Origin of the sequence: Pseudomonas petrae, assembly GCF_021728295.1 — a bacterium.
Taxonomy (GTDB): domain Bacteria; phylum Pseudomonadota; class Gammaproteobacteria; order Pseudomonadales; family Pseudomonadaceae; genus Aquipseudomonas; species Aquipseudomonas petrae.
This window is the reverse complement of sequence record NZ_JAKJXE010000003.1, coordinates 171,254-197,665: the sequence shown is the minus strand read 5'-3', so window position 1 is coordinate 197,665 and position 26,412 is coordinate 171,254. Positions and strand designations below refer to the sequence as shown.

Below are 26,412 nucleotides of genomic sequence, written 5' to 3'. Positions count from 1 at the left end.
AGGCGATCTCCAGGCAGAAACAAAAACGCCCCGAACCAGTCGGGGCGTTTTTATGTGCTGCGAACAACCGGCGCTGCTTAACCTTCGCGGTTGCGGGTCAGCAGGGCTGGTTTTTCACCGCGTGGGCGGCTTGGCAGCTGATCAAGTTGTTCAGCCGAAGGGAAACGATCGCCCTTGGACTCTTTGTGCATGATCTTCGGTGCTGGCTGACCGTCGCGAGGCCCGCGAACCGCTGGCTCCTGACGCGCTGGCTGCTGCTCTTCGCGGGCCGGACGACGGGCACGTGGCTGGTCTTCGCGACGAGCCTGACCGTCACGGCCGGAACCGTTGCGAGGCCCGCTGCGTTTGGCTGGTGCGCCGGCGGTGTCGGTGCTGGCGGGAGCGCCAGTGGTCGAACCGCTGCCTGAACCACCGCGCGGACCGCTACGGCCTGGCGCCTGACCACGCGGTGCCGGTGCGGCACCTGTGGCCGGAGCGCCCGGACGACGGCCGCGGCTCTGGGTCTTGTTCGGATAAGGGCTGACGTAGTCGGCGCGGTTGCCGAAATTGTCCACTTCGTCATCCAGGAACTCGTCAGGTGCGCGATTCGCGTTTGCTGCCGCTGGCTGCGACTGGCGTGACTCGCTCGACGCGGTGCCCTGACGCGGCTTTTGAGGGCGCGCCGGACGTGCCGGGCGCTCGCCCGAGGGTGCTGCCGCGGCCGCTGCCGGCTTTTCCTTGCCCTTGTCTTTGCCTTTGTCCTTGCGACCGCCACCACCACCGCCGCCATTCGGACCATCGCCACGCGGGCCACGGGCATTGCGCGGGTTACGCACGTCCGGACGCTCGCGGACTTCCGGCTTCTCGGCTTCAACGGCCGTGATGTCGAAGCCCATCAGATCGCCGTCGGCAATCTTCTGCTTGGTCATGCGCTCGATGCTTTTCAGCAGCTTTTCTTCGTCCGGTGCAACCAGCGAGATCGCCTCGCCGCTACGGCCAGCGCGACCGGTACGACCGATGCGGTGCACGTAGTCTTCGTCGACGTTAGGCAGTTCGAAGTTGACCACGTGGGGCAACTGGTCGATGTCCAGGCCGCGGGCAGCGATGTCGGTGGCGACCATGATGCGAACGGAGCCGGCCTTGAAATCAGCCAGCGCTTTGGTGCGCGCGTTCTGGCTCTTGTTGCCGTGGATCGCCACAGCGCTGAGGCCGTGTTTATCCAGGTACTCTGCCAATCGGTTGGCGCCGTGCTTGGTGCGAGTAAACACCAGCACCTGTTCCCACGCACCTTGAGTGATCAAATGCGCCAGGAGCGAGCGTTTGTGGTTGGCCGGCAGGCGGAAGACGCGCTGTTCGATGCGCTCGACCGTGGTGTTCGGCGGCGTGACTTCGATGCGTTCCGGGTTGTGCAGCAGTTTGCCGGCCAGCGCGGTGATGTCCGACGAGAACGTTGCCGAGAACAGCAGGTTCTGACGCTTGGACGGCAGGCGCGCGAGGACTTTCTTCACGTCGTGAACGAAGCCCATGTCGAGCATGCGGTCGGCTTCGTCCAGCACGAGGATTTCAACGTGGGACAGATCGACGCTGCCCTGACCGGCCAGATCGAGCAAACGACCCGGGCAGGCGACCAGTACGTCAACGCCGCGCGCCATGGCCTGAACCTGCGGGTTCATGCCGACACCGCCGAAGATGCAGGTGCTGACGAACTTGAGGTTCTTGGCGTAGATCTTGAAGCTGTCGTGGACTTGAGCGGCCAGTTCACGAGTCGGGGTCAGGACCAGAACACGCGGTTGGCGCGGGCCGTGACGCTGGGATTTGTCCGGATGACCGTTGGGAAACAACCGCTCCAGAATAGGGAGGGCGAAACCACCGGTTTTACCAGTACCTGTCTGGGCGGCGACCATCAGATCGCGGCCTTGCAACACGGCGGGAATGGCCCGCTGTTGCACTGGGGTAGGCTGGGTGTAGCCAGCAGCCTCGATGGCGCTGACTAAAGCCTCGGAGAGACCGAGGGAAGCAAAGGACATGAGTAATCCTGTCTTGAGTTGGGGCCATAGAGGCCCAAATAGGGATGATCTTCCAGGCGCAGACTAAGGTTCTGCACGTAACGTGAATGCGCTCGACCCTGCTGCGGTCATCGCACAATCCCTGGACTGTGCAATGGCGTCCGGTCCTGTGGAGGTCTGTAAGTTCAACTCGGGGCAGGGGCGCAAAAAGTGCGCTGCTGACGTGTTCGAGAAGTCTTCTGTGAGACCGTGCACCCGGGCGCAAGCCTGGCGGGGACGCCGGAGTATAACAGAGCAATCACAACGCGCTGCTTTCCTGCTGCTCAACGGTTTTATCGACACCATTGCCCGATTCTGCAGGGATCGTCGTCGGCATTTCGCCGGTGTACCGCTCCATCAGTTTCGCGTACGCGGGTTCGCGCTTGAAACGCTTCAATTCTGCGCTGAACCGCTGGGCCAGCAAGTCCATGCCGGCATTGCGGCGCAGCGCCAGGTACTGCCCCCGATGATTGAGCACGGTCGGCAACTGACTGACCTGGCCTTCCAGCTTCATCCGCTCGATCATCTGCCGGCCCAGCAGGCGATCGGTCACCATCAAATCGATGCGGCCGCGAATCAGTTTGCCGAAGTTCGCTTCATGGCTTGGCGCAGGCTCACGGATGAACGCCGTTGAGCTGTCGAACGCCGGGCTGTATCGATAGCCGGGAGAGACGCCGACGGTCAGCCCGTGCAGGTCTTCCACGCCATTGAAAGCATGCGGCCTGGCATTGGCCTGAAACAGCACCCAGTCGATGCTCGACAACGGTTCGTCCGGATACAACAGATCGGCGCGCGCCTCGTCCTTGTTTATATCGAGAATGCCGTCCGCCTCGCCTTCACTGAGCATCATCAGGCAGCGCTTCCAGGGGAGAAACTGCCACTCGACGTCGATGCCCAGGCGCTCGAACACAATCGCCGTGGCGTCGTAATCCAGGCCAGAGGGGTGGTTGTCCTCCACGATCACGTAGGGTGACCAGGGTTCGGTGACGATCCGCAGTTTCTCGCCCAGCGCGTTGAAGCTCAGGCAGGCGAGGACGGCAGCAAAGGATAGGGGGAGGATGTACGGCATGCGCGCGAGATTACGACGCGAGCTAACTAAATAGAAGCAATGATTCTCAACAAAAACAGAAAGCAGGGCTCAAAGACGGGGCCGGCAGGCCTCGGGGTGACGAAGCCTGCCGATGAAGCTGCCGCGGTTCAATCCGTTTGAGTTGAAACCGTTATCACGCAGAAAGCTTCAGATTATTCCAGACCGCCAGGCTCGGTTCGGCCTGATTCAGGGTGTAGAAATGCAGACCGGGAGCGCCGCCGTGCAGCAGTCGTTCGCACATGTCGGTGATGACCTGCTCGCCGAACGCCTGAATGCTTGCCGTGTCGTCGCCGTACGCTTCCAGCTGCTTGCGAACCCAGCGCGGGATCTCCGCACCGCACGCGTCCGAAAAGCGCGCCAGTTTGCTGTAGTTGGTGATCGGCATGATGCCCGGCACGATCGGAATATCAACGCCCAGCTTCTGCACGCGCTCGACGAAGTGGAAGTAGCTGTCGGCGTTGAAGAAGTACTGGGTGATCGCGCTGTTGGCGCCGGCGTTGGCCTTGCGCACGAAGTTCTTCAGATCGTCTTCGAAGTTGCGCGCCTGCGGGTGCATCTCGGGGTAGGCCGCGACTTCGATGTGGAAATGATCGCCGGTTTCCTCGCGAATGAAGCTCACCAGGTCATTGGCGTAACGCAGCTCCCCGCTTGCCATGCCCATGCCGGAGGGCAGGTCACCGCGCAGGGCAACGATGCGTTTGATGCCGGCTTGCCGGTACTGCGTCAGCAAGCTGCGCAGGTCGGCCTTGCTGTCACCGACACACGACAGGTGCGGTGCGGCCGGGACGTGCACTTCTTTTTCCAGCTGCAGCACGGTGTTGATCGTGCGGTCGCGGGTGGAACCCCCGGCACCGTAAGTGCAGGAGAAGAAACTGGGGTTGTAGCTGGCCAGCGTGCGCGCCGTGGCAAGCAGTTTTTCATGACCAGCGTCGGTCTTCGTCGGGAAGAATTCGAAACTGTAGCTACGGTCTTGGGACATGGAGAAATCCTTGGAAGCGCAGACAACGCACGCCGTCCCTTGTAGGAGCGCGCTTGCCCGCGAATGCAGTGTGTCAGCCGAAAATGTTGCGACTGACACACCGTATTCGCGGGCAAGCGCGCTCCTACAGGGAGGCGCTGCGGGCTAAACCATCAGTAGCGGTAAGCGTGCGGCTTGAACGGACCTTCGACGGTCACGCCGATGTAGTCGGCCTGGGTCTTGGTCAGCTTGGTCACGACGCCGCCGAAGCCGCGTACCATTTCCAGCGCCACTTCTTCGTCCAGCTTCTTCGGCAACACTTCAACGGTCAGACGCTCGGCTTTCTGAGCGGGGCTCAGGTCAGCGTACTTCTGGCCAAACAGGAAGATCTGCGCCAGCACCTGGTTGGCGAACGAGCCGTCCATGATGCGGCTCGGGTGACCGGTGGCGTTGCCCAGGTTCACCAGACGGCCTTCGGCCAGCAGGATCAGGTAGTCGTCGTTCTGAGGATCGAACGCGCCAGCACCGGTACGGTGAATCTTGTGCACTTGCGGCTTCACTTCTTCCCATGCCCAGTTCTTGCGCATGAAAGCGGTGTCGATTTCGTTGTCGAAGTGACCGATGTTGCAGACCACTGCGCGTTTCTTCAGCGCTTTGAGCATGTTGGCGTCGCAGACGTTGACGTTACCGGTAGTGGTGACGATCAGGTCGATCTTGCCCAGCAGTGCTTTGTCGATGCTCGCTTCGGTGCCGTCGTTCTCGCCGTCGATGAATGGCGAAACCAGTTCGAAACCGTCCATGCACGCTTGCATGGCGCAGATCGGGTCGACTTCGGTGACTTTGACGATCATGCCTTCCTGACGCAGCGACTGAGCCGAACCCTTGCCCACGTCGCCGTAGCCGATGACCAGCGCTTGCTTGCCGGACAACAGGTGGTCGGTGCCGCGCTTGATGGCGTCGTTCAGGCTGTGACGGCAACCGTACTTGTTGTCGTTCTTGCTCTTGGTGACGGAGTCGTTGACGTTGATCGCAGGGATCTTCAGTTCGCCCTTGGCCAGCATGTCCAGCAGGCGGTGAACGCCAGTGGTGGTCTCTTCGGTCACGCCGTGAACGCGGTCCAGGATGGCCGGGTATTTCTTGTGCAGCAGCTCGGTCAGGTCGCCGCCGTCGTCGAGGATCATGTTGGCGTCCCATGGCTGACCGTCCTTGAGGATGGTCTGCTCCAGGCACCACTCGTACTCGGCTTCGGTTTCGCCTTTCCACGCGTACACGGCGATGCCGGCAGCAGCGATAGCGGCAGCGGCCTGATCCTGAGTCGAGAAGATATTGCAGGACGACCAGCGTACTTCGGCACCCAGGGCAACCAGGGTTTCGATCAGCACGGCAGTCTGAATGGTCATGTGGATGCAGCCGAGAATCTTCGCGCCCTTGAGCGGTTGTTCGCCAGCGTACTTGCGACGCAGGCCCATCAGGGCAGGCATTTCGGATTCGGCGATGATGGTTTCGCGACGGCCCCAGGCAGCCAGGGACATGTCGGCGACTTTGTAGTCGTTGAAATCGTTGGGCGTCAGTACAGCACTCATAAAGAGTCTCCATTCGTAGGGTGCGAATGGGCGCCGTTGTGCGTTTAAAGCTTGACCGGCGGGAAGCCTGGTCAAACAACGCCCTCTCCGAGCCTGACAGGTCTGACCTGCTGCAGCGCCCCTCGGACAGGTGGCGGGAAAACGGTAACAAGGTGTGATGACCGTTTTTTGAAGCGGTGGCGATTATCTTTCTTTGAGCTGCAAGTGGCAAGCCGCAAGCGGCAAGCGGTAAACAACAGCGGACCTGCTTTTAACTTGCAGCTTCAGGCTTGAAGCTTGAAGCTGGGGCACATCCACCACCGTCTCCCAAACGCCCCGGAGCCCCCATGAACTTCCACACACGCAAATGGGTAAAACCCGAAGACCTCAACCCCAACGGCACGTTGTTCGGCGGCAGCCTGCTGCGCTGGATCGACGAAGAGGCGGCCATCTACGCCATTGTTCAGTTGGGCAATCAGCGCGTCGTGACCAAGTACATTTCCGAGATCAACTTCGTCAGCGCCTCGCGTCAGGGCGACATCATCGAGCTGGGCATCACGGCCACCGAGTTCGGCCGCACTTCCATCACGCTGACGTGCCAGGTCCGCAACAAGATCACCCGCAAGAGCATTCTCACGGTCGAGAAAATGGTCTTCGTGAACCTGGGCGAAGACGGCCTGCCGGCGCCACACGGCAAGACCGAAATCACCTACGTGAAGGATCAGTTCAAGGAAGACGTGATCAACGAGTGATATGGCAAAGCATGTCTGTAGGAGCGCGCTTGCCCGCGAATGCGATGGGTCAGTGACATCACTGGCGACTGACACTCTGTAATCGCGGGCAAGCGCGCTCCTACAATGATCTGCGTATGCCCGCCCCCAGGGGATCAGGCCCTGCAACACGTTACGCGGGATGACGCGCCTGCCAGTCTCGCAGCCACTGCAACCCTTCGCTGGTATCGCCCTTCGGCCGATACTCGCAGCCGACCCAGCCGGTGTAGCCCAGGCGGTCGATTTCTTCGAACAGCCACGGGTAATTCACTTCCCCCACGCTCGGCTCATGGCGGTCCGGCACGCCAGCGATCTGGATGTGACCGATGCCGGCGAAGTCGCGGCGCAGTTTGCTGGTGACGTCGCCCTCGACGATCTGACAGTGATAGCAGTCGAACTGCACGAGTAGATTGTCGGCGCCGACTTCTTTAAGCACAGCCTGGCCTTGGTCCTGACGGTTTAGGAAGAACCCCGGAATGTCGCGGGTGTTGATCGGCTCGACCAATACCGTCAGCCCGACCTTGGCCGCTTGCTGCGCGGCGAAGCTCAGGTTTTCCAGGTACACCGCGTGATGCTTCTGGCGCAGGTCTTCACTGGGCAGCAAACCGGCCATGACGTGAATGCGGTCGTTGCCCAGCACTGCCGCGTAGTCCAGCGCCTTCTGGAAGCCGTCGCGAAATTCACTCTCCCGGCCAGGCAGCGAAGCAATGCCGCGCTCGCCCTTGGTGAAGTCGCCGGGCGGAGCGTTGAACAGCGCCTGGGTCAGGCCGAAGTCGTCCAGACGCAGCTTGATTTCCTCGGCCTTGAAGTCATACGGAAACAGGTACTCCACGCCCTTGAAACCGTCACTCGCCGCCGCCGAGAAACGCGCCAGAAAGTCGTGTTGCGGATACATCATGCTGAGGTTGGCAGCGAAGCGAGGCATGGTTATCTCCTGGTTGAAGCCGTTAGACGAAAGGCCAGAGCAGCAGCGTCATCAAGAAACCGAGGGTGCCCAGAATGGTCACCAGAAAGGTCCAGGTGCGCAGACCGTCAGCCACGTTCAGGCCAGCGAGTTTGGTGAACATCCAGTAACCGGCGTCGTTGATGTGGGACATGGCCAGACCGCCACCGCCCATGGCCAGACAGAGCAGGGCCATGTGGTTGGCACTCAGGTTCAGCGTCGCGATCAGCGGGCTGAGAATGCCAGCCGTGGTCACCAGCGCCACTGTGGTCGAGCCCTGCACGGCGCGCAACAGCAGCGTCAGCAGAAAGCCCAGTGCGAGAACCGGCAGCCCGGTGTTGCGCAGCGCTTCGGAGACCACCGCGCCAATACCGGTATCGACCAGCACTTTGCCGAACACGCCGCCGGCGCCTGCAATCAAAATCACCATCGCCACGCCGGGCAGTGCCGAGCCCACGACATCGGACACCTGACTGCGACTCCAGCCACGGCGCGAACCCAGCAGCCACGCGCACAGCAGCGTGTCGATCAGCAGGGCCACCAGCGGCGCACCGAGAACGGTCAGCACGCTGCGCAGCATTGAGTCGGCCGGCAACATCGTGGTCGCCAGCGTGCCCAGCAGGATCAGAATGATCGGCAGCAGAATCAGCGCGATGATGATCCCTGCGCCCGGCGCCGGAGCCTTCGGCAGACGTGCCGCCAGGCTGCTGGCGTTTTCTTCCAGGCCTAGTTCCTTGGTGTGGGTCGCTTCAGACACCCGCGAGTAATCGTTGTTGGCCCATGCCACCAAGTCTTCGTTGGTGACGTGGGAGCCATACACTTCGCTGCGGATATCGTCGGTCATCGGGTAGACCTTGCGGGTCATCCGCCCGGCAATCAGGTAACCGATCAGGCACAAAATACCCACCATCGGCAGCCCGAACATCAACACGCGACCCAGGTCTGCACCCAGCTGACCGGCCGCTGCGACGGCGCCCGGATGTGGCGGCAGGAAGGCGTGCACCGACAGCAACGCAGCGCACATCGGCAGCGCATAAACCAGCAACGGCTTGCGAGCAGCCCGGGCGACGCCGTAGGCCAGCGGTATGAGGATGATCACGCCCACTTCGAAGAACACCGGAATACCGACCATGAAACCCGCGACGGTCAGGGCCAGCGGCGTGCGCCGGTTGCCGAAGCGGTTTATTAGGGTTTTCGCCAGCGCTTCGGCGCCGCCGGACAGTTCGATGATGCGGCCGATCATGGCGCCAAGGGCAATGATGATCGCGATGTGGCCGAGGGTTTTGCCCATGCCGCCTTCGATGGTTGCCACCAGATCGCCCGGTTTAACCCCGGCCACCAGCGCCACGATAATGCTGACCAGCATCAGCGCCACGAACGGTTGGAATTTGTATTTCAGGACCAGAAGCAGCAACAGCGCAATGCCGGCTCCGGCGATGATCATGAGCAATAGAGGAGTCATGTTGTGTCCCGTTGTTATTGTTTTCCGGCGAGGCCGGTCCGCCGAAAACCGGGAGTCCGGTTTTCGATCTAAACGCCGTTGGGGTTACCAGTTCACGCCGAACGTCTGGCGCAGTTCTTCCAGAGCCGCTGCGTCCAGCGGTTCAGGTTTGGGGTTGCTCATCAGCCAGAGGCGAGCCGTCTCCTCCAGCTCTTCCAGCGCATAAGAAGCCTTGGCGACCGAGCTTTCCCAGATCACCGGGCCGAGTCGTTCGAGCATTACGCCGCGCACGCTGTTCGCCAGTTTGGCCACCTGATCGGCGACGTTCGGCGAGCCGGGGCGTTCGTAGGCAATCAACGGAATGTGTCCGACTTTCATCACTTGATACGGCGTGATCGGCGGGAGGATGTCGTCCGGTTTCCACACGCCGGCAAGGGTCAGCGCAACCAGGTGCGTCGAGTGGGTGTGCACCACACCGCCGACGCCGGGATTTCGGTCGTAGACCTGACGATGCAGCGCCAGGGTCTTCGACGGCTTGTCGCCCGAGACCCATTCGCCGGCCAGATTGACCTTGGCGATGGCATCAGGATCGAGACGCCCCAGGCACGCGTCGGTTGGCGTGATCAGCCAGCCGTCGTCGAGGCGCGCGCTGATGTTGCCCGCGCTGCCGACGGTGTAGCCGCGTCCGAACAGCAGACGGCCGATGGTGCAGATTTCCTCACGCTGCTTGTTTTCGGCGCTCACTGAACGGCTGGTTACGTTGCTCATTGGGCACCCCCCGCCAATCGCTTGAGGGCTTTGTCGAAGAAGTCGCGACCACCGAAATTCCCGGACTTCAGCGCCAGAGCCAGAGGCATTGCGCCGCTGCTGATAGTCGCCGGAACCCCCGGGTCGATCTGCGCGCCGATCTTCAGCAGGCTCACGCCCAGCGCCTGAACCACGGCACCGGAGGTTTCGCCGCCGGCGACGACAAAGCGTTTCACGCCCGCGTCCAGCAGGCCGCGAGCGATCTGCCCCAGCGCGTCCTCGACCAGCGCACCGGCACGTTCGACGCCGAGCTTTTGCTGCACGGCTTTGACTTCTTCCGGGCTGCTGGTGGCGTAGATCAACACCGTTTGACCTGCATCGCGGGCAAAGGCCAATGCGTCTGCCACCACCGGTTTGCCTTCAGCCAATGCCAACGGATCGATGCGCAGGGCAGGCCGTTTGGTCTCAAGCCATGCGGCAACCTGGCCGTTGGTGGCAACCGACGCGCTGCCTGCCAGCACCACTTCGCCGCCGTCGACGTGCTCAGGCTTCGCGGCATCGATGTCACGCAACTTGCCCGCTTTACGGAAATTACCCGGCAGCCCCAGCGCCAGACCCGAGCCACCAGTGAGCAGCGGCAGGTCGGCGCAGGCCTCGCCCAGTGTGTACAGGTCCGCGTCCGACAATGCGTCGGCAATCGCCATGACAATCCCGTTCGCACGTAGCTCATTGATACGCGCCCGTACGCCGTCGACGCCTTTGGCGATGCTGTCGTAACGCAACAGGCCGACTTTCTGCGTGGTCTGTGATTGCAGCACGCGCACCAGATTGGCGTCGGTCATCGGCGTCAGCGGGTGGTTTTGCATGCCAGATTCGCTGAGCAGTTGGTCCTGCACGAACAAGTGGCCGCGGAAAATCGTGCGACCGTTCTCCGGGAACGCCGGGCAGGCCAGGGTGAAGTCGCTGTTCAGCGCCTTGAGCAGCGCTTCACTGACCTGGCCGATGTTGCCTTTGGCCGTGGAATCGAACGTCGAGCAGTATTTGAAGAAGATCTGCTCACAGCCGCGATCACGCAGCCACTGCAGCGCCGCGAGGGATTCCTTAACCGCTTCGGCAGCCGGCGTGGTACGGGATTTCAGCGCGATGACGATGGCATCGGCATCCAGTTCGGCCAGGCTTTCGGCGCTCGGGATGCCAATGCTCTGCACGGTGCGCATGCCGCCCCGCACCAGCATGTTGGCCAGGTCGGTGGCGCCGGTGAAGTCATCGGCAATGCAGCCCAGCAGAGGGCGCGGAGTCGTGGTGCTCATCAGCGTCATCTCAGTTGTTGTCAGGCTTGGCGGTCGGCAGTTCGATGCCCGGGAAAATCTTGATCACGGCGGAGTCATCCTCGCGGCCAAAGCCTGCGGTGGAGGCTTGCATGAACATCTGGTGGGCGGTGGACGACAACGGCAGCGGGAATTTGCTGGCGCGGGCGGTATCCAGCACCAGGCCCAGGTCTTTGACGAAGATGTCCACGGCCGACAGCGGTGTGTAATCGGCCTTGAGGATGTGCGGCACGCGGTTCTCGAACATCCAGGAGTTACCGGCGCTGTTGGTGATCACTTCGTACAGCGCGTCGGCATCCACGCCTTCGCGCAGCCCCAGAGCCATGGCTTCGGCGCTTGCGGCGATGTGTACGCCGGCCAGCAGCTGATTGATGATTTTGACTTTCGAACCCAGGCCATGAACGTCGCCCAGGCGATACACCTTGCCCGCCATGCCGTTGAGGATTGCGTCGGCCTTGGCGTAGGAATCAGCCGGGCCGGAGGTCATCATGGTCATTTCACCCGCGGCTGCTTTGGCAGCACCGCCAGAGATTGGCGCGTCGAGGTAGAGCAGGCCTTTTTCGGTGAGGCGCTGACCCAGTTCGATGGCGAAGGTCGGTGCGACCGTGGCGCAACCGATGATCAGGCTGCCAGGGCGCAGGGCGGCGACTGCGCCGTTGTCACCGAACAATACGGTTTCGGTCTGCTCGGCATTGACCACGACAGTGATGATCAGGTCGCAGGCAGCGGCCATGCTCGCGGGAGATTCACAGGCAACGCCGCCTTCACTAGCAAATTGCTCGGTCACGGCCGCGCGCACGTCACAGGCATGAACGTTGAAGCCGCTGCGCAGCAGGGAGCGCGCAATGCCCAGGCCCATCGCACCCAGACCAATGACGCCGACATTCTTGTTATCCATGAATCTCTCCTCGGGTGAGCGCCGAAGTTCATCAGCACTCGAACGGTGTTTGTTCTGATCTGTTAAAGATAGTGAACCTGTGATCAGATAATGTGAAGTGCTTTTTGAGTTAACAAAAATTAACATTGGTGCGGTCGGGCATAAAAAAGCCCCGGTGGGCTGCCGGGGCTTTAACAGGACTGTTGATCTGGGATGGGACGATTGAATCTGTAGGAGCCGGCTTGCTGGCGAACCCGGTTGATCCATCATGGGTGCATCGCCTGGTCCCACGCATTCGCCAGCAAGCCGGCTTCTACGGATTGAGGGCAATGCCGGTCAGCGAGGCGTGTCCACCGACGCCAACATCAGCTCAACCCCAAAGGCGCGAATGCTATCCGCCGCGCTAAAAAGTCAGTACACGAAAATACCGTGTCTTGTTATCTCCGCCAACCTGGAGTTGTTGCCCCGGCGCTGCGTACAGACGGGCACTGCGGTGATTGAAGACGTGGTTTTTTTGGTCTGTTTATTTTTTATCGAAGTAAGCGTCTGCTTTTTGATTGCGGAAAGTTTGGCGGTTTTTTGGATAAGAAGAAATTGTCATTTTGCTTGTTGAGTTTGCGTTGATAATTGTTTTTCGAGCTGGGTTAATTAACTCTATGATCTGAATCATATTTAGTAAACGGCGTAGTTGGCTATGCGTTTAGGTTAGGTGCGGGTCATGCCTTTTTTCACAGGATGAGCAGGCCCGTGAATAAGAGGTTAGGGTTCGCCATTGTGTTTTTAGAGTTGTATTTGAACTTGACCTTTTTGATATCTGGAATAATAGTAAGTATGAAATTCGGCCGTTCATTTCGGCCAATTCCTGCAAGAGACCGATAAGGAGATTGTCGCTATGCCAGCCATCAAGGTAACTTTTCCAAGAAGTGAATGGGGGTCGGAAGCATCATTCGATGGCATGATTGAGCCTTCAGGTGCGACTGGATACGCATTTTCTGGCACGCTCACCGCCACCTGTAAACTTAATAGGATTGCGGAGGAATTTGATAATGCGGTTCGGCTTGGTCATGGTGGTACTTCTGGAACATACTCGTATATCGAGCAAGAGTTAGTTGATTGGGCCTCGCATTCCTTTTCGGTTAAAGGAGAAGGGGTAAGGGCACCCAATGAAACAGTGGATTTCCATTTGGGTTTCAATGAGGGGGTAACTGGTAAGTTTAACTACGCAGATAGGGTCATGAGTGAGGTAGGTGGCCCGTCCCAAAAAGTATTGGCGTCTTACACAACCAAAGACGCTTTTGGTAACATAGCTTACGACGTGCGTTTCGATGGCACCGCTCGCGCCGATGGGCCTAAAAACTATGTTGTTGAGGGCTCGCTCGACGCTTACATTATGGACGGAGCATTAACAACTCAGTACGTTACCATCGGCCATGGATCTTCAAGTGGGAGTTGGCACTACGTTACTTACTCTAGTAATGACACTCCACAGAGCGTTAAGGTTTTCGGTACCCGCAAGGTCGGTGAAAAAATCATGGTCGTCGTAGGCGCTACTAGCGAAGTTGCTAATCTGTATGGCTACGGAAATGCGGTGACGGTTGAAGTTCCCGACTTGTTCTGATGTCAATAAATAGTGCAACTGGGCCAATTCGAATGTGCGCAGTGCGCAATTTTTTCTAACGAACGAGCCCACTCACAAGAGTGGGCTCTGGGGCTTCTGGGGCCAGAGCTTGACGTTGGGAGTGCTCGTAAGGTTCCTCACAGTAGCTTATATGCGGAATATCTTTAGTGTCATTTGTCTATCGAGGCGAACATCAACTCAACCCCCAGCGCGCGAATGCTGTCGGCTGCGCCGTGGGCGAGGCGGTCGTCGCTGATGATCGTGTCGAACTGCTCCAGACCGGCGACCTTGTACATGCCGAACGTGCCGTATTTCGTGCTGGTGGTCAGCAACACCGTGCGCGACGCTGACTGCATCGCTGCTTGTTTGACCTCAACCTTCAGCGCCGAAGGCGTGGTGGTGCCTCGTTGCAGGTCCCACGAGCTGGTCGACATGAACGCCACGTCGGTCGCCAATTGCCGCAACGTCGCCGCTGCCAGTCCGCCAACACAGGATCTGTTCGGGTGGTCCAGCAAGCCGCCGGTGTGAATCACATCTACGTGGGCTGCGTCAGCGAGTGCATTGACCACGCCGAAGTCGTTGGTCACCACCGTCATGCCTGCCAGCGCGACGATGTGCGGGACGATTTCCAGCGTGCTGGTGCCAGCGTCCAGGTACACGGTCATCTCGGGGTGCAGCAGGCTGGCGGCCAGTTTCGCCATCGCCTGTTTGTGCGGCAACTCGACCACCGCTTTGGACTGGTGACTGGGCTCGCTGTGAACCTGGCTGGCGATACGCACGCCGCCGGTCACCGAATAGGCACGGCCGCTTTGCTCAAGCAGCGCGATGTCGCGGCGAACGGTCATGTGCGAGCAGTCGAACATCTCCATGAGCTGATGCACGCTCAGCACCTGATGCTTGCGCAACTGACGCAGCATCAACTCCCGGCGCTGATCGGGAATCATCGGCGCAGCACCACTGAGGGTGGCGTCTTCTTCGCTGGACATGCAGGCTCCTGGCAACGAGATACAGCCGTGGGTGGCTGAGTGGCTGGCATCTTAGCCAATCGGGCTGTCTGTGGCAGTAACGACGAGCAATCAGCGCGCGGATTGCTTCAGAGTGGTGCTGATGCCTTCCCGGCTAAAGCCGGTCCTACAGTGCGGAGTTACGCCCAGGTCAACTGACTGAATGCGATGTTTTTGTAGGACCGGCTTTAGCCGGGAAGTGGCCGGTGTGTACGCCATCAAATTTGCGGTGTGACGGGTGACGCCTTCCCGGCTAAAGCCGGTCCTACAGTGCGGAGTTACGCCCAGGTCAACTGACTGAATGCGATGTTTTTGTAGGACCGGCTTTAGCCGGGAAGTGGCCGGTGTGTACGCCATCAAATTTGTGGTGGGACGGGTGACGCTTTCCCGGCTAAAGCCGGTCCTACAGCAGTTGCGCGGTGTCCCACTGGTGGCGCGTGGCTGTTGTGGTCCTGTTCGGCATGCGTTACCCGTAAGAACCTTTCGCCAGGCTGCAGTTCTTAGGCTTTAGATGGGCATCGTTCTAATGAAGCTCAAATTCTAAAAAAGGATGGGGTTATGACCGTTGCTTTTTGGTGCGTGTTGATCGTGATTCTGTTGCCGATAGGGTGCGCTGGCATTGCCAAGTTCAGCAGCGGCAAATTCAGTGCACGGCACAATCATGATCCCCGGGACTTTCTCGACCGCCTCGAAGGTCTCCCGCGCCGCGCCCACAATGCGCAGCTCAATAGTTTTGAAGCGATTCCCGGGTTTGCCGCTGGCGTGATTATCGCCCACGTTGCCGGCATCGCCCAGTTGGTGACAATCGACGTACTCGCCGTGCTGTTCGTGACCAGTCGCCTGCTCTACATCATCTTTTATCTGGCGGATCTCGCGGCGTTGCGCTCGCTGGCGTGGATCGTCGGGCTGGGTCTAGTGATCGCGTTGTTTGGCGTTTCGGTCTGATCGCTCAACGGCAGCTCTGACACCCTTCGATCTTGCCGCGAAAAAAAACGTGTGGGAGTGAGCTTGCTCACGAAGAGGCCAGTACATCCGCCAAATCTTCATCGGCGGAAATGCCGTCTTCGCGAGCAAGGTGGAGCGCCACCCCGGTCGCTCCTACCGAAAAAGACAAAAGCCCGCGGACGACCTCACTCGTCATCCTCGTCGGGCTGAACCTTCTCCAGCTTTTCCTGCTCGTCCTGCAGTTCTTTGCGCGATTCGGCCAGCTTGTCTTTGCGCTTGTCGATTTTCTCCGGGTCGCCCTTGCTCATGGCCTTGTTCAAATCCGCTTGGCGACGGCTGACCTCACGCTTGGCATCCAGCACTTTCTGTTCCTGCTGCTTGACCAAGTCAACGTCGTTGCAGTTGGCGTTCAACTCGCTCAGGGCTTTTTGCAGCCCGGCCTGCTGCTCGGTGTTGCCTGCGGCCTTGGCGTTCTCAATCTGAGTGGTGATGTCCTGGCGCTTTGCGGCGCATCCGGACGGTTCCGGCGCCTGCTCGGCTGCAAACACGGGCGCCGCCAAAAAACCGCACGCGGTGAATGCAAAAAGGGATGACAGGAATTTCATGAATACTCCTTGAAAACACATAGCCGCACGCTCGACACAATCATGCGGCCCTAAAAATATTAAAAACCGTTGATGCCTTCGTCCTTCAGCTGCCTGCTTAAGGCCTGCACCTGGGAGTCTTGAAAAAATGCATGTAACTGCTTCGCGCGTCCTGAGCCAATGCCGGGCTCGGCCTGCCATTCATCAACGCTGCGCGAGGCCAGCGCCGCCCAGGATTCACCCAGATCAACGCCCGTAGCCGGCGGCAAACCGATGGCTTTGAGCCACACGACAAATGGCTTCTCATGCGCGGCCTGAAAACTTGCCCGCAGTTTACCGCTGCTGCGCTGACCCAGACCGGGAATGTTAGCAAGCTGTGCAACGTCGAGGGTCATCCAGTCCAACAAACCTTTGATTTGCCCGGCCTGAATCAACTTGTCCCACGTGCCCGGCCCTACGCCGCTGAGTGCCAATCCCTTCTTCCCGCTCAGCCATTTCAGCCGTTCGCGGAACTGGCTTTCGCAGCCCTCCACCGGCTGCCAGCAACTCAGCGAATGAAAATCCTCGGCCCGCGGAACACTCAGCGGTGCGCGCTCGACGCTGCGCGACACCACCTCATCCAGACGCGGAATCGTCAGCCCGGCGAGGCTGATCGCCACCTGATCCCCAGGCCGAATATCCATCTCCTGCCAACGCTTCAGCGAGCCGACGCTGATCCGGGCGATCATCCGGTCATCCAGTCGCACCGGCTCGATGTCCAGCACGGGCGTGATCTTGCCGCTGCGCCCGACGTTGAAATGGACCTTGCGCACTTCCGCCAGCGCCTGCGCAAACGGGTATTTCCACGCCGCAATCCAGTAGGGCGCTTTCGCCTGCCAGCGCTCGGCCGATGGACGATCGCCCTGCCGTATAACCACGCCATCGGTGGCAAACGGCAACGGCGAGCGATACCAATGCTCTCGCCAGTTCTTCGCCTGGGTAAAGCCCTCCAGCGGCTCGCTGAAGCGCGCGCTGTCCTCGAAACCCATGGCTCTGAGTCCGGCCAGTCGCGCGGTCATGTCCGACGGACCCTCTGGCCAGTCCCAGACGAACAAGCCAACCTGCGCACCTTCCTCCTCACTGATGGCGTAACGGGCCAGCAGCCCGGCGACTTTGCTTCGAGCGTTAAGACTGCCGGCGTCGGCCTGAACGTGATCTGTCAGCTTCCAATACAGCTCGCCCTGAAGGATCACAGTCTTTTCCCACGCGAGATGGCGAGGAATTGCTGCTATCTGGTGAGCATGTCCCGTCCAGTCTTGCCCGAACATCCCATCGCCCCGGCTGATGGCGCTCACCAGTTTCCCGTCGACATAAACCAACGTGACCGCCACGCCGTCCACCTTCGGCTGGATCCACAGATCGCTTCGGCCTTCAAGCCACGCCTGAACGGCAGCCTCGCTCGGCAATTTCGTCAGGCCTGTGTGAGGGATGGGATGTGCGACAGCGCCGCGCGCGGTTTTTAGCGGATGGGAGGGCGACGCCGAAGTGGCGGCGAAACAACCGCGCAGATCGGCAATGCGCTGAACGGACTGGTCGTAGAGCTCATCGGCGACCAGAGACACGCCTTGGCGGTGATAACTGTCGTCCCACTGGGCGATCTGATGTTGCAGCGCAAGGATCTCGCTTCGGGCTTTGGCCGGTGGCCAGTCTGGGCAGGAAAAGGCATTTGCAGCGGTGGGAACAAGGGCGATCAAAGCGCAAATCATCGCGCGGAAAAGGGGCAGCATCGGAGCGTCCTTGCCAGGGAAGGGACCCCAAGGCTAGGTTTTCCCGATGGGTGTTTCATCACGCCTTGGTTACCGCGTTTGTCTCGCACCGGTACAGCCAGGCCCTGTTTCCCGGCCCAGCTGTGTCTTGAGTCGGCTCGTCACGAGTGCAAAATGATGTTTCATCCCAGCCCAAGGAAGAAACGCCGCCATGGACCTGTCGACACTCGCCGTTTTCATCCCCGCCTGTTTCGCCCTGAACATGGCGCCAGGCCCGAATAACCTGCTCTCCATCACCAACGCCTCACGTTATGGATTCGGCCGCGCCTGCACCGGCGGGCTAGGGCGGCTGCTGGCATTCGCGATCATGATTGCGCTCGCCGCAGTCGGGCTTACCGCGGTGCTGCATACGTCCGAGTGGCTGTTTCATACGATCAAGATTGTGGGGGCTGCGTATCTGGCTTTCCTGGCGTGGCAGCTGTGGCGGGCGCCATGCGAGGCGCACGATATCGAAGCTGGCGCGCAGGCTGGAGTGACAAGGCTGGCACGACAAGAGTTTCTGGTCGCCATCGGCAACCCCAAAGCCATCCTGTTGTTCACGGCGTTTCTGCCGCAATTTGTCGACCGCTCCGGCGTGGTCGTCACTCAGTTCGCACAATTGGGCGCGATGTTTCTGGCGCTGGAATGCATCGCTATCGGGCTCTACAGCTGGATGGGCGTGCATGCGCGCCGGCTGTTTGCCAAGCCAAGTGGCAAGCGGCTGTTTAATCGGGTGTGTGCGGGGTTGCTGGCGGGGGCGGCGTCGTTTTTGTTAGTGGCGCGGCGGGGGTGAGGGGCATCAGAAAGCGGGAATGTGCTGGATTCAAGTAAGCGTCGGAGGCCATGAGATGATCATGACCCCCGACGTTTCCCTGTTGCGGTTACGCCTTGTCTCGCAGTGTTTTCACTTTGTCAGTGAAGTCCTTGCCGCCGTCTACTGCGGTGTAGACCATATGAAGCTGGATGCTTTTAACGAGTGCCTTATCCCCGTCGACCAACGACTTGACGAACTCCCCGTCAGGAAAGCTCAGTTGCCAGCGCGATAACGCCCCTGTGCCTTCGAATGGCAAATATCGGCCATCGTGGAACATCAGCTCATACACCCAGTCCCCCGGCCCAAAACCCAATCCGTCATCGGCGGCCCCTGACGACAGGGCGATCTGCTGCTGGGGTCGCAAATTACGTTTGACGCTGGCGGGCGGTTTAGTGGCTGGCGCGTAAAGATACTCAGCGCCGTCTTCGGCAGGCTCAACCAGCGTCGTACTGTCAGTCTGGGTAAGAATCGCGCTGACCTCTTTCATGGTGTCGCTCGCCTCCGAAGCCATGACAAACGAAACCGATACGTGTTTGAGCTGACGCAAGTAATGGCCTGGGTAGTTCTTGTCGAAGTCTGCGGACTTGAGGTCGAAGACGAGAGGACTATTCGTCAGCCCCTTGAGGGTGGCAAGCCAGGCTTCGTCGGTTTGGGTACCCTTCACATCAACCGTTTTTTTGATAGTCAGGCGTCGCTCGTTGCACTGCATATGAGCGTTTTCCATTTCTTGCAGATCAACCAGCAAGGACTCGCCCGCCAACATCCCCTTGTACGAATCAACCCAGGCGCTGGTCTTGATAAAGGCCGGGCGGTTGTAGTCGCCGATTTCGTAGCGCCAGGCTGCCTCTGCGCTCAGGCACAGGGAAAGCACGGCGTCATAGGCTGGGCCGTATAGCAACTCCTGACGGGCGACCAGCCAGTTGTAGACGGGGATGATCGTGAAGCCGGTGGTCATGGCGACGTGCGCTTCCTCGAGATTCAGACGGTCGGCTCGAGCCGAGTCGAGGGAGATCGTGGCAGCGTTCAGCTCGACGTTGGTTTCTGCGACCTGCAGGTCAATGGACTGGATGTCCAGTTCGGCCTGTTTGAGTTCGAACTTCCATTCGTTGGCGCGGCGCTCGTAGCCACTTTCCATCAGCAACTGCTCTGAAGCAAATTTGCTGATATCACTTAAACCATGAAGGACTCCAATCGCAGCACTTAAGCCTGCAGCGTTTTCCTGACCGCCGACTGAAAACCCGAATATGCACGGGAACGAATCTGCGATGCCTTTGCCGACGGAAAAGGGGGCTGTTAAACCTTTAAGAACTGCGGCCGTATAGATGAGTCCGGTGGCGGCTTCCTCCATCGGTGAGCGGCCGACATCAATCAGGTTCGTGTAGTAATCACTCCTGAACACCGCGGCTTGTCTGCCCAGCAGCAGGGTATTTTTTTTGGCTTTGACGGAGTTGATCGCTTCCTGCTGAAGCTTCAAGGTGAAGTCGGAGATCCTGATTTCCTGTTGTTTGAGCAGCACTGATAACGTGGTGTTGAACTCATCTTCCATCAGCTTCATGTAATAGCGGCCCATGTCCTGGAGTTGCTGCACCGTGGCGCGGGCCATGGGGATCAACTGCCTGAACCGGTAGGCCGGGACTTGCATGCGGTCGCTGTTGTAGCTGCTGATGAGATGCCCGATTCCGCGTTGGCCGAACCCGAATGGGTCTGCGCCTTCTGTGCGCCAGTCCATGATCGGCAGCAGCTTGCCGTCAAGCGTCAAGCCATGACGAAGATTGAACAGGCGATGTTCAACGGTTTTTCGCACCTGAGTGAGGCGCTCGTTGATTGGCGCACGGAATGCCGAGTCTTGCAGGCTATTCAACGCGACAGGAACCCAACGCGACACGGCGGTGCGCTCTGGCAACGGCCCGATCAGCTTCAGCGCTTTTTGATAGCTCAGCCAGGCGTGATTGAGCGTGCTGGGGGTGAGCTGCCGGTAAAAATGGTCGCCCTGACGCTGCCAGTTTTCCACCATCGAAAGGAAAACCGCCTGCCGGTTATACCGCGACAGAATGAAGGCTCTGGTTGTCGGGTTCACCACCTTCTGCAGTTCTGAGGTGCCCAACCCCACTTCAGCCAATGGGCGGGTGTTCCAAAAAGGCGGACGTTGTTTTTCGTCCTGCAGGGTTCGGAACGGGTCGAACAGGTACTCGGTGAACCAGCGTTCTGCTTCGTCGAATTGCTGTTGTTCGCTCAGGCGAGTCGCTACCAGATTCGGCAGGTGGAGAAACAACTCCCGGAAATACATGCCATTGGCGCCGTGAAAATCAACTGGCGGGTTGGGGATAGCGGGATCAATAGTGGGCTCCTTGATCAACTGCGCGTCCCAATCCAAAGCCCGTTCCACGCTGCGTGACGCACGGGCAACGAGTTGCTTGCCGAACAGTGTGTTGAGGCGAATGGTATTTGTAGGAAATGTAGGGGGTTGATCGGCAACGTCGTCCAGATCAAGGTATTGGGCCTGTTGTTCATTGCGCTTGATCGAGATGTTCCATTTTTCGGCTGTCGTCATCTTCTCCAATGAGAAACGAAAAGCGGAGGCGGCAATCGAGTGGTTAACCACGCGAGTTATAAGTTTGAAAGATATCTGGCCCAGATTTTGGCACTTGTAGTCGAATGCAACAACAGCTTTTCCATTGGCGCGGACAACCTGTTTTTTAACTGGGACCGATAAGGAGTTGTCAAGATGGTCAGCCGAATAATCCTCAATGCTGAGAGTTACTTCTTCATACGCGTCGGGATTATATGTCAGTAGCAAGGGGGCTGAAATGCTCTGATCTGGAAAAGTGCAGACTATCTTAAAGCTTTCGTCAATTAAACTTTCAGATTTTTCGATTTTCAAGGCGCATGTCCATAAGTTGGGATTGCTGCCTATTTTTGCTTCCATTAAAGGTGAGTTCGATTCTATTCCCTTGTCTAGTACGGAATATCCCAGCTTTGGAGGGGTATCCCCGGCCGAGACGATATTCAGTTCTAAGGTGTGTGAGGGGGCGGAAAGTGGTGAAATGTCGGTTTCATTGTAAGTGATCGATACACTTTTTCCGTTTATAGTCCCCTGCCATGCTAGATTGGATGAGAACAATGTTGGAGTGACCCTTTTGTTGAGTATTCTTTTTCTGTAGTGGCATTCAATATGCGCGGTTTTGTTTGTATTTCCAGTAATTCGCGCATTAAAAGCGTTGGGTTTGCACACTGGATAAATCAGATCATTAACGATATGGCGTAATTCTTCCATTTCACTCTCTAATCCCGTATTTTCCCGTGCAGATTTTGGAAGGTCTTCGATGCTTTCCAGTTCATCTTCCAAGTCGGCTACTCTATCGTCTTCACCGAGCGTGGTGTACTTCATGACCACGCTCTCTACGCCATATAGATATTGGACTGTCCTGATATCGCGATTAGACGTATAAATATTAAGGCTGATCTTTTCTGATTCTGTGGCGAGCAGTGTTTTTTTATCGATGAGTAATAGGTCGCGCGAGTGTAGAAAGTAGTCGCTATCAACCTTCCCAGGGTTTGGGGCTGATGCAGTGGTCTTGGCGCAGTCGTACAACATGACCGTCAACCATGGATCTTGAGCACGAACCCCTTCCACATTCACCAGCGCAATGAGTCCAGGTTCGTAGGTATCGTCTTTGAGGTAGGGGTTCGGGATTTTTGGTACGGTATCCAGCAGCGAACCACCCGATTGTTTCACTAAGGCAATCGGCACGGCCATATTCGGATCATTGAGCATCGCTTGGCGCGCCGATTCGTCGTTAACCATGTCATCAAGCCGCTTGCCATCTTTTGTCCCATCCAGACTCATCAACTCATTCGGCGGTGACCAGAAACCGTCACTTTGCCTGTAAATATACTGAACGCTCAGCTTCTTGAACTTGGTGGGTGTCTGGTTTTTCTCATCGGAACTGGGCAGCCCTACAGTGCCGCGCTCTACCCAAAACACATAAGGCCGGCCTTCGATCATGACGGGGCGGATCGTGTCACATTTGTATTTCACGCCGTTTGCGTCGGTGTAGCTGCTTTCCGTAATCTTGCCGCTGGGTGTAACGGCAATCTTTTCCCACTCTGTCCAGGCCAGCGGGCTCAAACGCTCTTTGTCATCGCGCAGCCCCATGTCTACCGACCGCCAATAATACTCAGGGGGGAATGTGTTGCTTTTCCCTATGAAGTGATACGTATCATTTTTGGGATCAATGCCATCCAGGTAACCGCTGACAATCTGCAGATTGCTGGTCTGTTCGAATTTGGTCAGATAACTGGTGATCGCTGTTTGCAACAAGTCGGGATCCAGTTTGCCCTGGTTGAGTTCGACTTCCAACGACTGAAATGCATCGCTCTTGTTCGGCCGGTTAGCGTAATAAATCAGGTTTTCCGGATGATTGAGTTGCGTGCGCCATACTCTCCAGGTGCCGAACTCACTCATGTACCGATGCCAGGCATCTGATGTTTCTTCCTCAATACTGGTGGTTGTGTAGCCTGGGTCGAGGCGAGCAAACAGCCTGTGCAGGTAGTGCTGCAGGCTGGCGGTGGCTTGAACGACCGGGCTTCTTTGCACTGCCGAGCTGACCCAGACGTCCGTCAGAAAATAACTCGAAAGTTCGTCCTTGTTCACGATGAGGTTTTGCAGCGAAGTGCTCGACACTGCCCAATGGCCCAGCAGATAAGCCGCCAGCGCATCTCGCCAATGCTCTTGAAGAGCCGGCTGGATCGCCTGCACCTCTTCATCGCTGCAGGCGCCCAACAGCATTTGCGAGCTGGTGCGCACATCGTCAAAGGAAGATTCGCTGTTCAGCCGGGCCAGACCCAGTACAGAACTGCAGGACAGTCCGGTGATCTCGCACAGTGACTGCTGTTGAAGGATGAAGTCGATATCGCTAATGACACTGGGCACACACGGTTCGTAATTGTCTACCGTCTTCGTGGTCCGGCCATCTGGCACATAGATTTCAAGTGTCAGGGAGCGCGATTTGACTGGTTTTATGTCAGTAATATATTTCCAGTCTTTAGGTCTGGTTGTTGGCATATATTGATCTTTTCTGACCTTTAGGGGGCCTGGGTTGTCTTCTAGGAATTGTGCGAATTTTTCCTCTCGCCCCCACAGAAATGATGCGATTAATTGGCCCATGCCTCCAAGGTGATACGTACGTTCCATATAGTTGTACCACCCAAGTTCCTGAGGCGTCATTGCGCTGACAAAGTCATCAAACGTCTTGGGCGCCTTCGTTTCCTTCAATGTGGTTTTAGCTATCCTCGCGTACGGCAATGCCAGGGTTGTCTCGCTCTCGGGCCAGCCGATGAGTTTGCCAAGTTGTTGTGCGGCTTGGGTCGGTGCATCTGCCTGGTCGCTGGAGGGCAGTTTGGTGAAATAATCCAGCGCGTCGGCTTCCTCGAAGCCGTTGCGCTGACATCTGTCGATCCATTCTCGATAGCAGCCAACCTGATAGCACAGGTCGAGGGTGAGCGCAGGCGCATTTGAAGTTGTCTGCCCCGCACTGTCCGTCTCTCCTGCCAAGTCGAACCAGGCGGGGTGATCAAGCAGGGCTTTAAGTCCCGTAGGGCTCAATTGCAGGTATTTGACCACCTGCGCATGCCGGGCAAGCTCGTCCCACAGCTCAAGGGACAGCCCGTCAAGCGCCATACCCGCGCTTGCGGACGTTTTTTCGTCAGCCGTCAATACGTCAGTCAGTAGATTGAAACGGCTTTCCTCTATCCAGCGTAATAACTCAAGCGCGTGCCCTGGGTTGAGTGCGCGACCGTCGTCGTCCTTGCCGAAGACGTTGCTGATGATGTGTTTGGCTGCATCTTCCTGCGCGACGGTTGCATCAGTAATAAGCCGCCCCAACCTGTCTATCACTGGGTCGATGTCCACGTCTGCGTCTGCCCGAAACACCCCGTTGGCACTTTTCACTTTGCCCGTGAGTTCAACTTTCAACAAATCCGCAAGGCTTTGACCCGTGGACAGGACTACCGTTTTAACCAAACCGCGAGCATCCAGGAATGTTTGCAACGTGCTGATCCATGAGCCTGATGCGGGTTCCACATCCAGGCCAACTTCTTGTGCAATCTGCGTCTCGCTTAACAGGGTGGCCTTGATCCGCGGGAGTGCATCGACCAACGTGCGCTGGATGTGTGCATCCACGCGGTACAGAGATTTGAGTTCGGCGGGGATGTCAGCGGGCAGGGGGGTGAGCCAGCTCAGCAGCGCCTTCGCGGAAATTTTTTGGCGCCGCAGCCAGGTGTCCAGATTGATCACGCCGATCAATATGTCGAGAATGTCGGCTTCCCCCAGCTCGACATCAACCTCATCTTCCCCGTCGTTGAAGTAATCGTCTTCAGTTATCTGCGGCGTACCCGCCAGTTGCGTCAACACTTGCGGATTTGTTTTAGCCAGCAAAGCGACAAGGCAGTTGCCTTCGTTCATGCCGAGCCCTAAAAGGCGGGGCAATCTGCTCAGGCGGTAAAGCGATGAGAACACCGGGAGGGACATTGTCGGTTTTTGGAGTTTCAAGGCTTCGGCTATCTGCTTCAGATAGAGGTTCGCCACCCGCTCCTCCAAGGCGAACGCGCGGCAGATACCGCCAATGGGGGATTTAGAGGCGCTATCGCTGCTCTGCATTGCGCCGCTGATGTCGAACTCGCGACCATCAAGCGTCAGGCGATCCTCGGTGTCCGCTTGTTGACCTGCGCCAGGGCCATCGAGAACGCGGTCCAGGAAGGAGGATTCTTCCCCTGCGGCGTAGGGCGTTACGCCATTGATCAGGGCCGCGAACTGCTCGGCAGTCACATCGTATTTATTGCGCATGTAGCAGAAAACGCCGAGCGCCCGGAGCGTGTTTTCCGTGATGTGGAAATCCTGAGTCTGGCCCTCCGCACGCAGGGCAGCCATCACCAGCAGATCAACGTGAGCGAAGGGCAGTTGCAGCGCGTGTTGCAGGTGGATGATTTTGTGGATGCGACCAAAGTGGTCAGCATTTGCACCTTTGATGCGAAGGCTGATACCGGGTCCTGCGTAGGTGTCTTCCAGAGATAACGCCGGAGCGGTTGCGTTGTTGATGAACACGGCGCCGTAGAGATGGCCGGCAAGCGCTGCCCCGGTGTTTTCGTCGTCCGGAGCGTATGCGCTTGAGCGTTTGACCGTGGTGATGGCCTCTGTGCCGTCGTCCGGAACGCCCGACGTGGCCAGTAGGTCCAGAATGCTTTCGGGCTTCAGTCCGGTTTGCCGGGACAAGAACTCGACACCGGTCAGTTGCTCAAGGGCCTTGGATGCGTCGCCGGAGACGCCATACCGCTTCTGCAGAAAGTCGCTGTCAGTGGCAGCGCTGCTATCGATCAACAGGGATTGCAGGGCAGGGCTGAATTCGCTGGCGGTCAGCATCACCTCTCTGAGTTCTTCGGTGCGAAGGTTGTCTGAAGTGAAGTTGGGGTAGTTGTAACGGCTTCGTTGCAGCACATCGAACAGTGACGTTTTCTTTTGCTTTAGCACTGCCTTGATCTGCTCAAGCGGTCGGTGAAAGGGCAGTTGGCCGGGATACTGCGCGAGAGCAATTTCCTCTTCCAGATTTTTCGTGTCCCCCACGTGAGCCCTGGCCTGACGCGTCATGGCATCAATGACCAGCGACAGTGCGGACACCGGCGTATCGAGGCTGCTTTGATCGAGCACCCGCTCGCCAATGTCTGGCCGTCGCGTGGCGAGGGGGATTTTACCGTCAGTGTCGCCCTTTGCTTCAAGGCTCAACGCCAACTGATGAAGCGCGTGCAGATAGGCGATGGGTCCGTTGTTGGACTCCAAGGCATCGGAGGCGCATTTATCAGCCACTTGTTCCGGGAATAATTTGGCAAAGACTGCAGAGGTGGTGGTGTCGTCCATGATGCATTTCCTGT

At 58.3% G+C, this 26,412-nt stretch carries 17 protein-coding genes and 1 riboswitch; of the genes, 4 read left to right on the top strand and 13 right to left on the bottom strand.

From position 1 onward, the window contains the following. Window positions 1–77 precede the first annotated feature (77 nt). The 4 genes from L4G42_RS06610 to ahcY form a co-directional block, all read right to left on the bottom strand. The gene (locus L4G42_RS06610; RefSeq protein WP_237260672.1) at window positions 78–2,006 is read right to left on the bottom strand and encodes an RNA helicase RhlE2; all 1,929 of its coding nucleotides are present in this window, start codon (window positions 2,004–2,006) and stop codon (window positions 78–80) included. Between the two features lie 277 nt (window positions 2,007–2,283). After that, window positions 2,284–3,093 (bottom strand): substrate-binding periplasmic protein, encoded by an 810-nt coding sequence (locus L4G42_RS06605; RefSeq protein WP_237251691.1) that lies wholly within the window; start codon window positions 3,091–3,093, stop codon window positions 2,284–2,286. Between the two features lie 154 nt (window positions 3,094–3,247). Then, window positions 3,248–4,093: a methylenetetrahydrofolate reductase [NAD(P)H] gene (gene metF / locus L4G42_RS06600; RefSeq protein ID WP_237251683.1), complete on the bottom strand. Its 846-nt coding sequence runs from the start codon at window positions 4,091–4,093 to the stop codon at window positions 3,248–3,250. Between the two features lie 152 nt (window positions 4,094–4,245). Further along, window positions 4,246–5,655: an adenosylhomocysteinase gene (gene ahcY, locus L4G42_RS06595; RefSeq protein WP_237251677.1), complete on the bottom strand. Its 1,410-nt coding sequence runs from the start codon at window positions 5,653–5,655 to the stop codon at window positions 4,246–4,248. Window positions 5,656–5,676: 21 nt separating this feature from the next. Then, window positions 5,677–5,785, bottom strand: a riboswitch (S-adenosyl-L-homocysteine riboswitch). Between the two features lie 196 nt (window positions 5,786–5,981). Between ahcY and L4G42_RS06590 the strand changes: the two genes are divergently transcribed. Next, on the top strand, window positions 5,982–6,386 hold the full coding sequence (locus L4G42_RS06590; RefSeq protein WP_133775566.1) for an acyl-CoA thioesterase: 405 nt from the start codon (window positions 5,982–5,984) through the stop codon (window positions 6,384–6,386). Between the two features lie 151 nt (window positions 6,387–6,537). Here the strand turns inward: L4G42_RS06590 and otnI are convergent, their stop codons facing one another. From otnI to ltnD, 5 genes are all read right to left on the bottom strand, one after another. Then, window positions 6,538–7,329: a 2-oxo-tetronate isomerase gene (gene otnI / locus L4G42_RS06585; RefSeq protein ID WP_237260670.1), complete on the bottom strand. Its 792-nt coding sequence runs from the start codon at window positions 7,327–7,329 to the stop codon at window positions 6,538–6,540. A 22-nt stretch (window positions 7,330–7,351) separates the two neighbouring features. Next, window positions 7,352–8,809 (bottom strand): GntT/GntP/DsdX family permease, encoded by a 1,458-nt coding sequence (locus L4G42_RS06580; protein WP_237259628.1) that lies wholly within the window; start codon window positions 8,807–8,809, stop codon window positions 7,352–7,354. Window positions 8,810–8,893: 84 nt separating this feature from the next. Then, window positions 8,894–9,556, bottom strand: a complete 663-nt coding sequence (gene otnC / locus L4G42_RS06575; protein ID WP_237251670.1) for a 3-oxo-tetronate 4-phosphate decarboxylase — start codon at window positions 9,554–9,556, stop codon at window positions 8,894–8,896. Beyond that, window positions 9,553–10,845 (bottom strand): 3-oxo-tetronate kinase, encoded by a 1,293-nt coding sequence (gene otnK / locus L4G42_RS06570; RefSeq protein ID WP_237251668.1) that lies wholly within the window; start codon window positions 10,843–10,845, stop codon window positions 9,553–9,555. Before otnK ends, otnC begins: the two co-directional genes overlap by 4 nt. 10 nt (window positions 10,846–10,855) lie before the next feature. Beyond that, window positions 10,856–11,887 (bottom strand): L-threonate dehydrogenase, encoded by a 1,032-nt coding sequence (gene ltnD, locus L4G42_RS06565; RefSeq protein WP_272903975.1) that lies wholly within the window; start codon window positions 11,885–11,887, stop codon window positions 10,856–10,858. Window positions 11,888–12,632: 745 nt separating this feature from the next. Between ltnD and L4G42_RS06560 the strand changes: the two genes are divergently transcribed. After that, window positions 12,633–13,358, top strand: coding sequence for a hypothetical protein (locus tag L4G42_RS06560; RefSeq protein ID WP_237259627.1), 726 nt, complete (start codon window positions 12,633–12,635; stop codon window positions 13,356–13,358). 170 nt (window positions 13,359–13,528) lie between these two features. On the opposite strand, the gene L4G42_RS06555 is transcribed toward L4G42_RS06560, so the two are convergent. Further along, window positions 13,529–14,344, bottom strand: a complete 816-nt coding sequence (locus tag L4G42_RS06555) for a DeoR/GlpR family DNA-binding transcription regulator (protein WP_237251662.1) — start codon at window positions 14,342–14,344, stop codon at window positions 13,529–13,531. Window positions 14,345–14,920: 576 nt separating this feature from the next. Here L4G42_RS06555 and L4G42_RS06550 point away from each other — a divergent pair. Beyond that, the gene (locus L4G42_RS06550) at window positions 14,921–15,307 is read left to right on the top strand and encodes an MAPEG family protein (RefSeq protein WP_237251660.1); all 387 of its coding nucleotides are present in this window, start codon (window positions 14,921–14,923) and stop codon (window positions 15,305–15,307) included. A 185-nt stretch (window positions 15,308–15,492) separates the two neighbouring features. On the opposite strand, the gene L4G42_RS06545 is transcribed toward L4G42_RS06550, so the two are convergent. After that, window positions 15,493–15,912 carry a DUF1090 domain-containing protein gene (locus L4G42_RS06545; RefSeq protein WP_237251652.1) on the bottom strand — a complete coding sequence of 140 codons (420 nt, stop codon included), beginning with the start codon at window positions 15,910–15,912 and terminating at the stop codon, window positions 15,493–15,495. A gap of 59 nt (window positions 15,913–15,971) precedes the next feature. After that, on the bottom strand, window positions 15,972–17,657 hold the full coding sequence (ligB, locus tag L4G42_RS06540; RefSeq protein ID WP_237260667.1) for an NAD-dependent DNA ligase LigB: 1,686 nt from the start codon (window positions 17,655–17,657) through the stop codon (window positions 15,972–15,974). Between the two features lie 190 nt (window positions 17,658–17,847). Between ligB and L4G42_RS06535 the strand changes: the two genes are divergently transcribed. Continuing rightward, complete coding sequence (locus L4G42_RS06535; RefSeq protein ID WP_237259626.1) at window positions 17,848–18,468, top strand: LysE family translocator; 621 nt, start codon at window positions 17,848–17,850, stop codon at window positions 18,466–18,468. Window positions 18,469–18,556: 88 nt separating this feature from the next. Here L4G42_RS06535 and L4G42_RS06530 read toward each other — a convergent pair whose 3' ends face one another. After that, the gene (locus L4G42_RS06530; protein ID WP_237260666.1) at window positions 18,557–26,398 is read right to left on the bottom strand and encodes a Tc toxin subunit A-related protein; all 7,842 of its coding nucleotides are present in this window, start codon (window positions 26,396–26,398) and stop codon (window positions 18,557–18,559) included. Between the last annotated feature and the right edge of the window lie 14 nt (window positions 26,399–26,412).

Bases quoted from the DNA above. Each gene is read 5' to 3' on its own strand.
- L4G42_RS06560 (WP_237259627.1), top strand. From the start codon at position 12,633: ATGCCAGCCATCAAGGTAACTTTTCCAAGAAGTGAATGGGGGTCGGAA.
- L4G42_RS06555 (WP_237251662.1), bottom strand. From the start codon at position 14,344: ATGTCCAGCGAAGAAGACGCCACCCTCAGTGGTGCTGCGCCGATGATT.
- L4G42_RS06590 (WP_133775566.1), top strand. From the start codon at position 5,982: ATGAACTTCCACACACGCAAATGGGTAAAACCCGAAGACCTCAACCCC.
- otnI (WP_237260670.1), bottom strand. From the start codon at position 7,329: ATGCCTCGCTTCGCTGCCAACCTCAGCATGATGTATCCGCAACACGAC.
- L4G42_RS06535 (WP_237259626.1), top strand. From the start codon at position 17,848: ATGGACCTGTCGACACTCGCCGTTTTCATCCCCGCCTGTTTCGCCCTG.
- otnK (WP_237251668.1), bottom strand. From the start codon at position 10,845: ATGAGCACCACGACTCCGCGCCCTCTGCTGGGCTGCATTGCCGATGAC.
- L4G42_RS06550 (WP_237251660.1), top strand. From the start codon at position 14,921: ATGACCGTTGCTTTTTGGTGCGTGTTGATCGTGATTCTGTTGCCGATA.
- L4G42_RS06610 (WP_237260672.1), bottom strand. From the start codon at position 2,006: ATGTCCTTTGCTTCCCTCGGTCTCTCCGAGGCTTTAGTCAGCGCCATC.
- ltnD (WP_272903975.1), bottom strand. From the start codon at position 11,887: ATGTTAATTTTTGTTAACTCAAAAAGCACTTCACATTATCTGATCACA.
- ahcY (WP_237251677.1), bottom strand. From the start codon at position 5,655: ATGAGTGCTGTACTGACGCCCAACGATTTCAACGACTACAAAGTCGCC.
- L4G42_RS06545 (WP_237251652.1), bottom strand. From the start codon at position 15,912: ATGAAATTCCTGTCATCCCTTTTTGCATTCACCGCGTGCGGTTTTTTG.
- ligB (WP_237260667.1), bottom strand. From the start codon at position 17,657: ATGCTGCCCCTTTTCCGCGCGATGATTTGCGCTTTGATCGCCCTTGTT.
- L4G42_RS06605 (WP_237251691.1), bottom strand. From the start codon at position 3,093: ATGCCGTACATCCTCCCCCTATCCTTTGCTGCCGTCCTCGCCTGCCTG.
- otnC (WP_237251670.1), bottom strand. From the start codon at position 9,556: ATGAGCAACGTAACCAGCCGTTCAGTGAGCGCCGAAAACAAGCAGCGT.
- metF (WP_237251683.1), bottom strand. From the start codon at position 4,093: ATGTCCCAAGACCGTAGCTACAGTTTCGAATTCTTCCCGACGAAGACC.
- L4G42_RS06580 (WP_237259628.1), bottom strand. From the start codon at position 8,809: ATGACTCCTCTATTGCTCATGATCATCGCCGGAGCCGGCATTGCGCTG.
- L4G42_RS06530 (WP_237260666.1), bottom strand. From the start codon at position 26,398: ATGGACGACACCACCACCTCTGCAGTCTTTGCCAAATTATTCCCGGAA.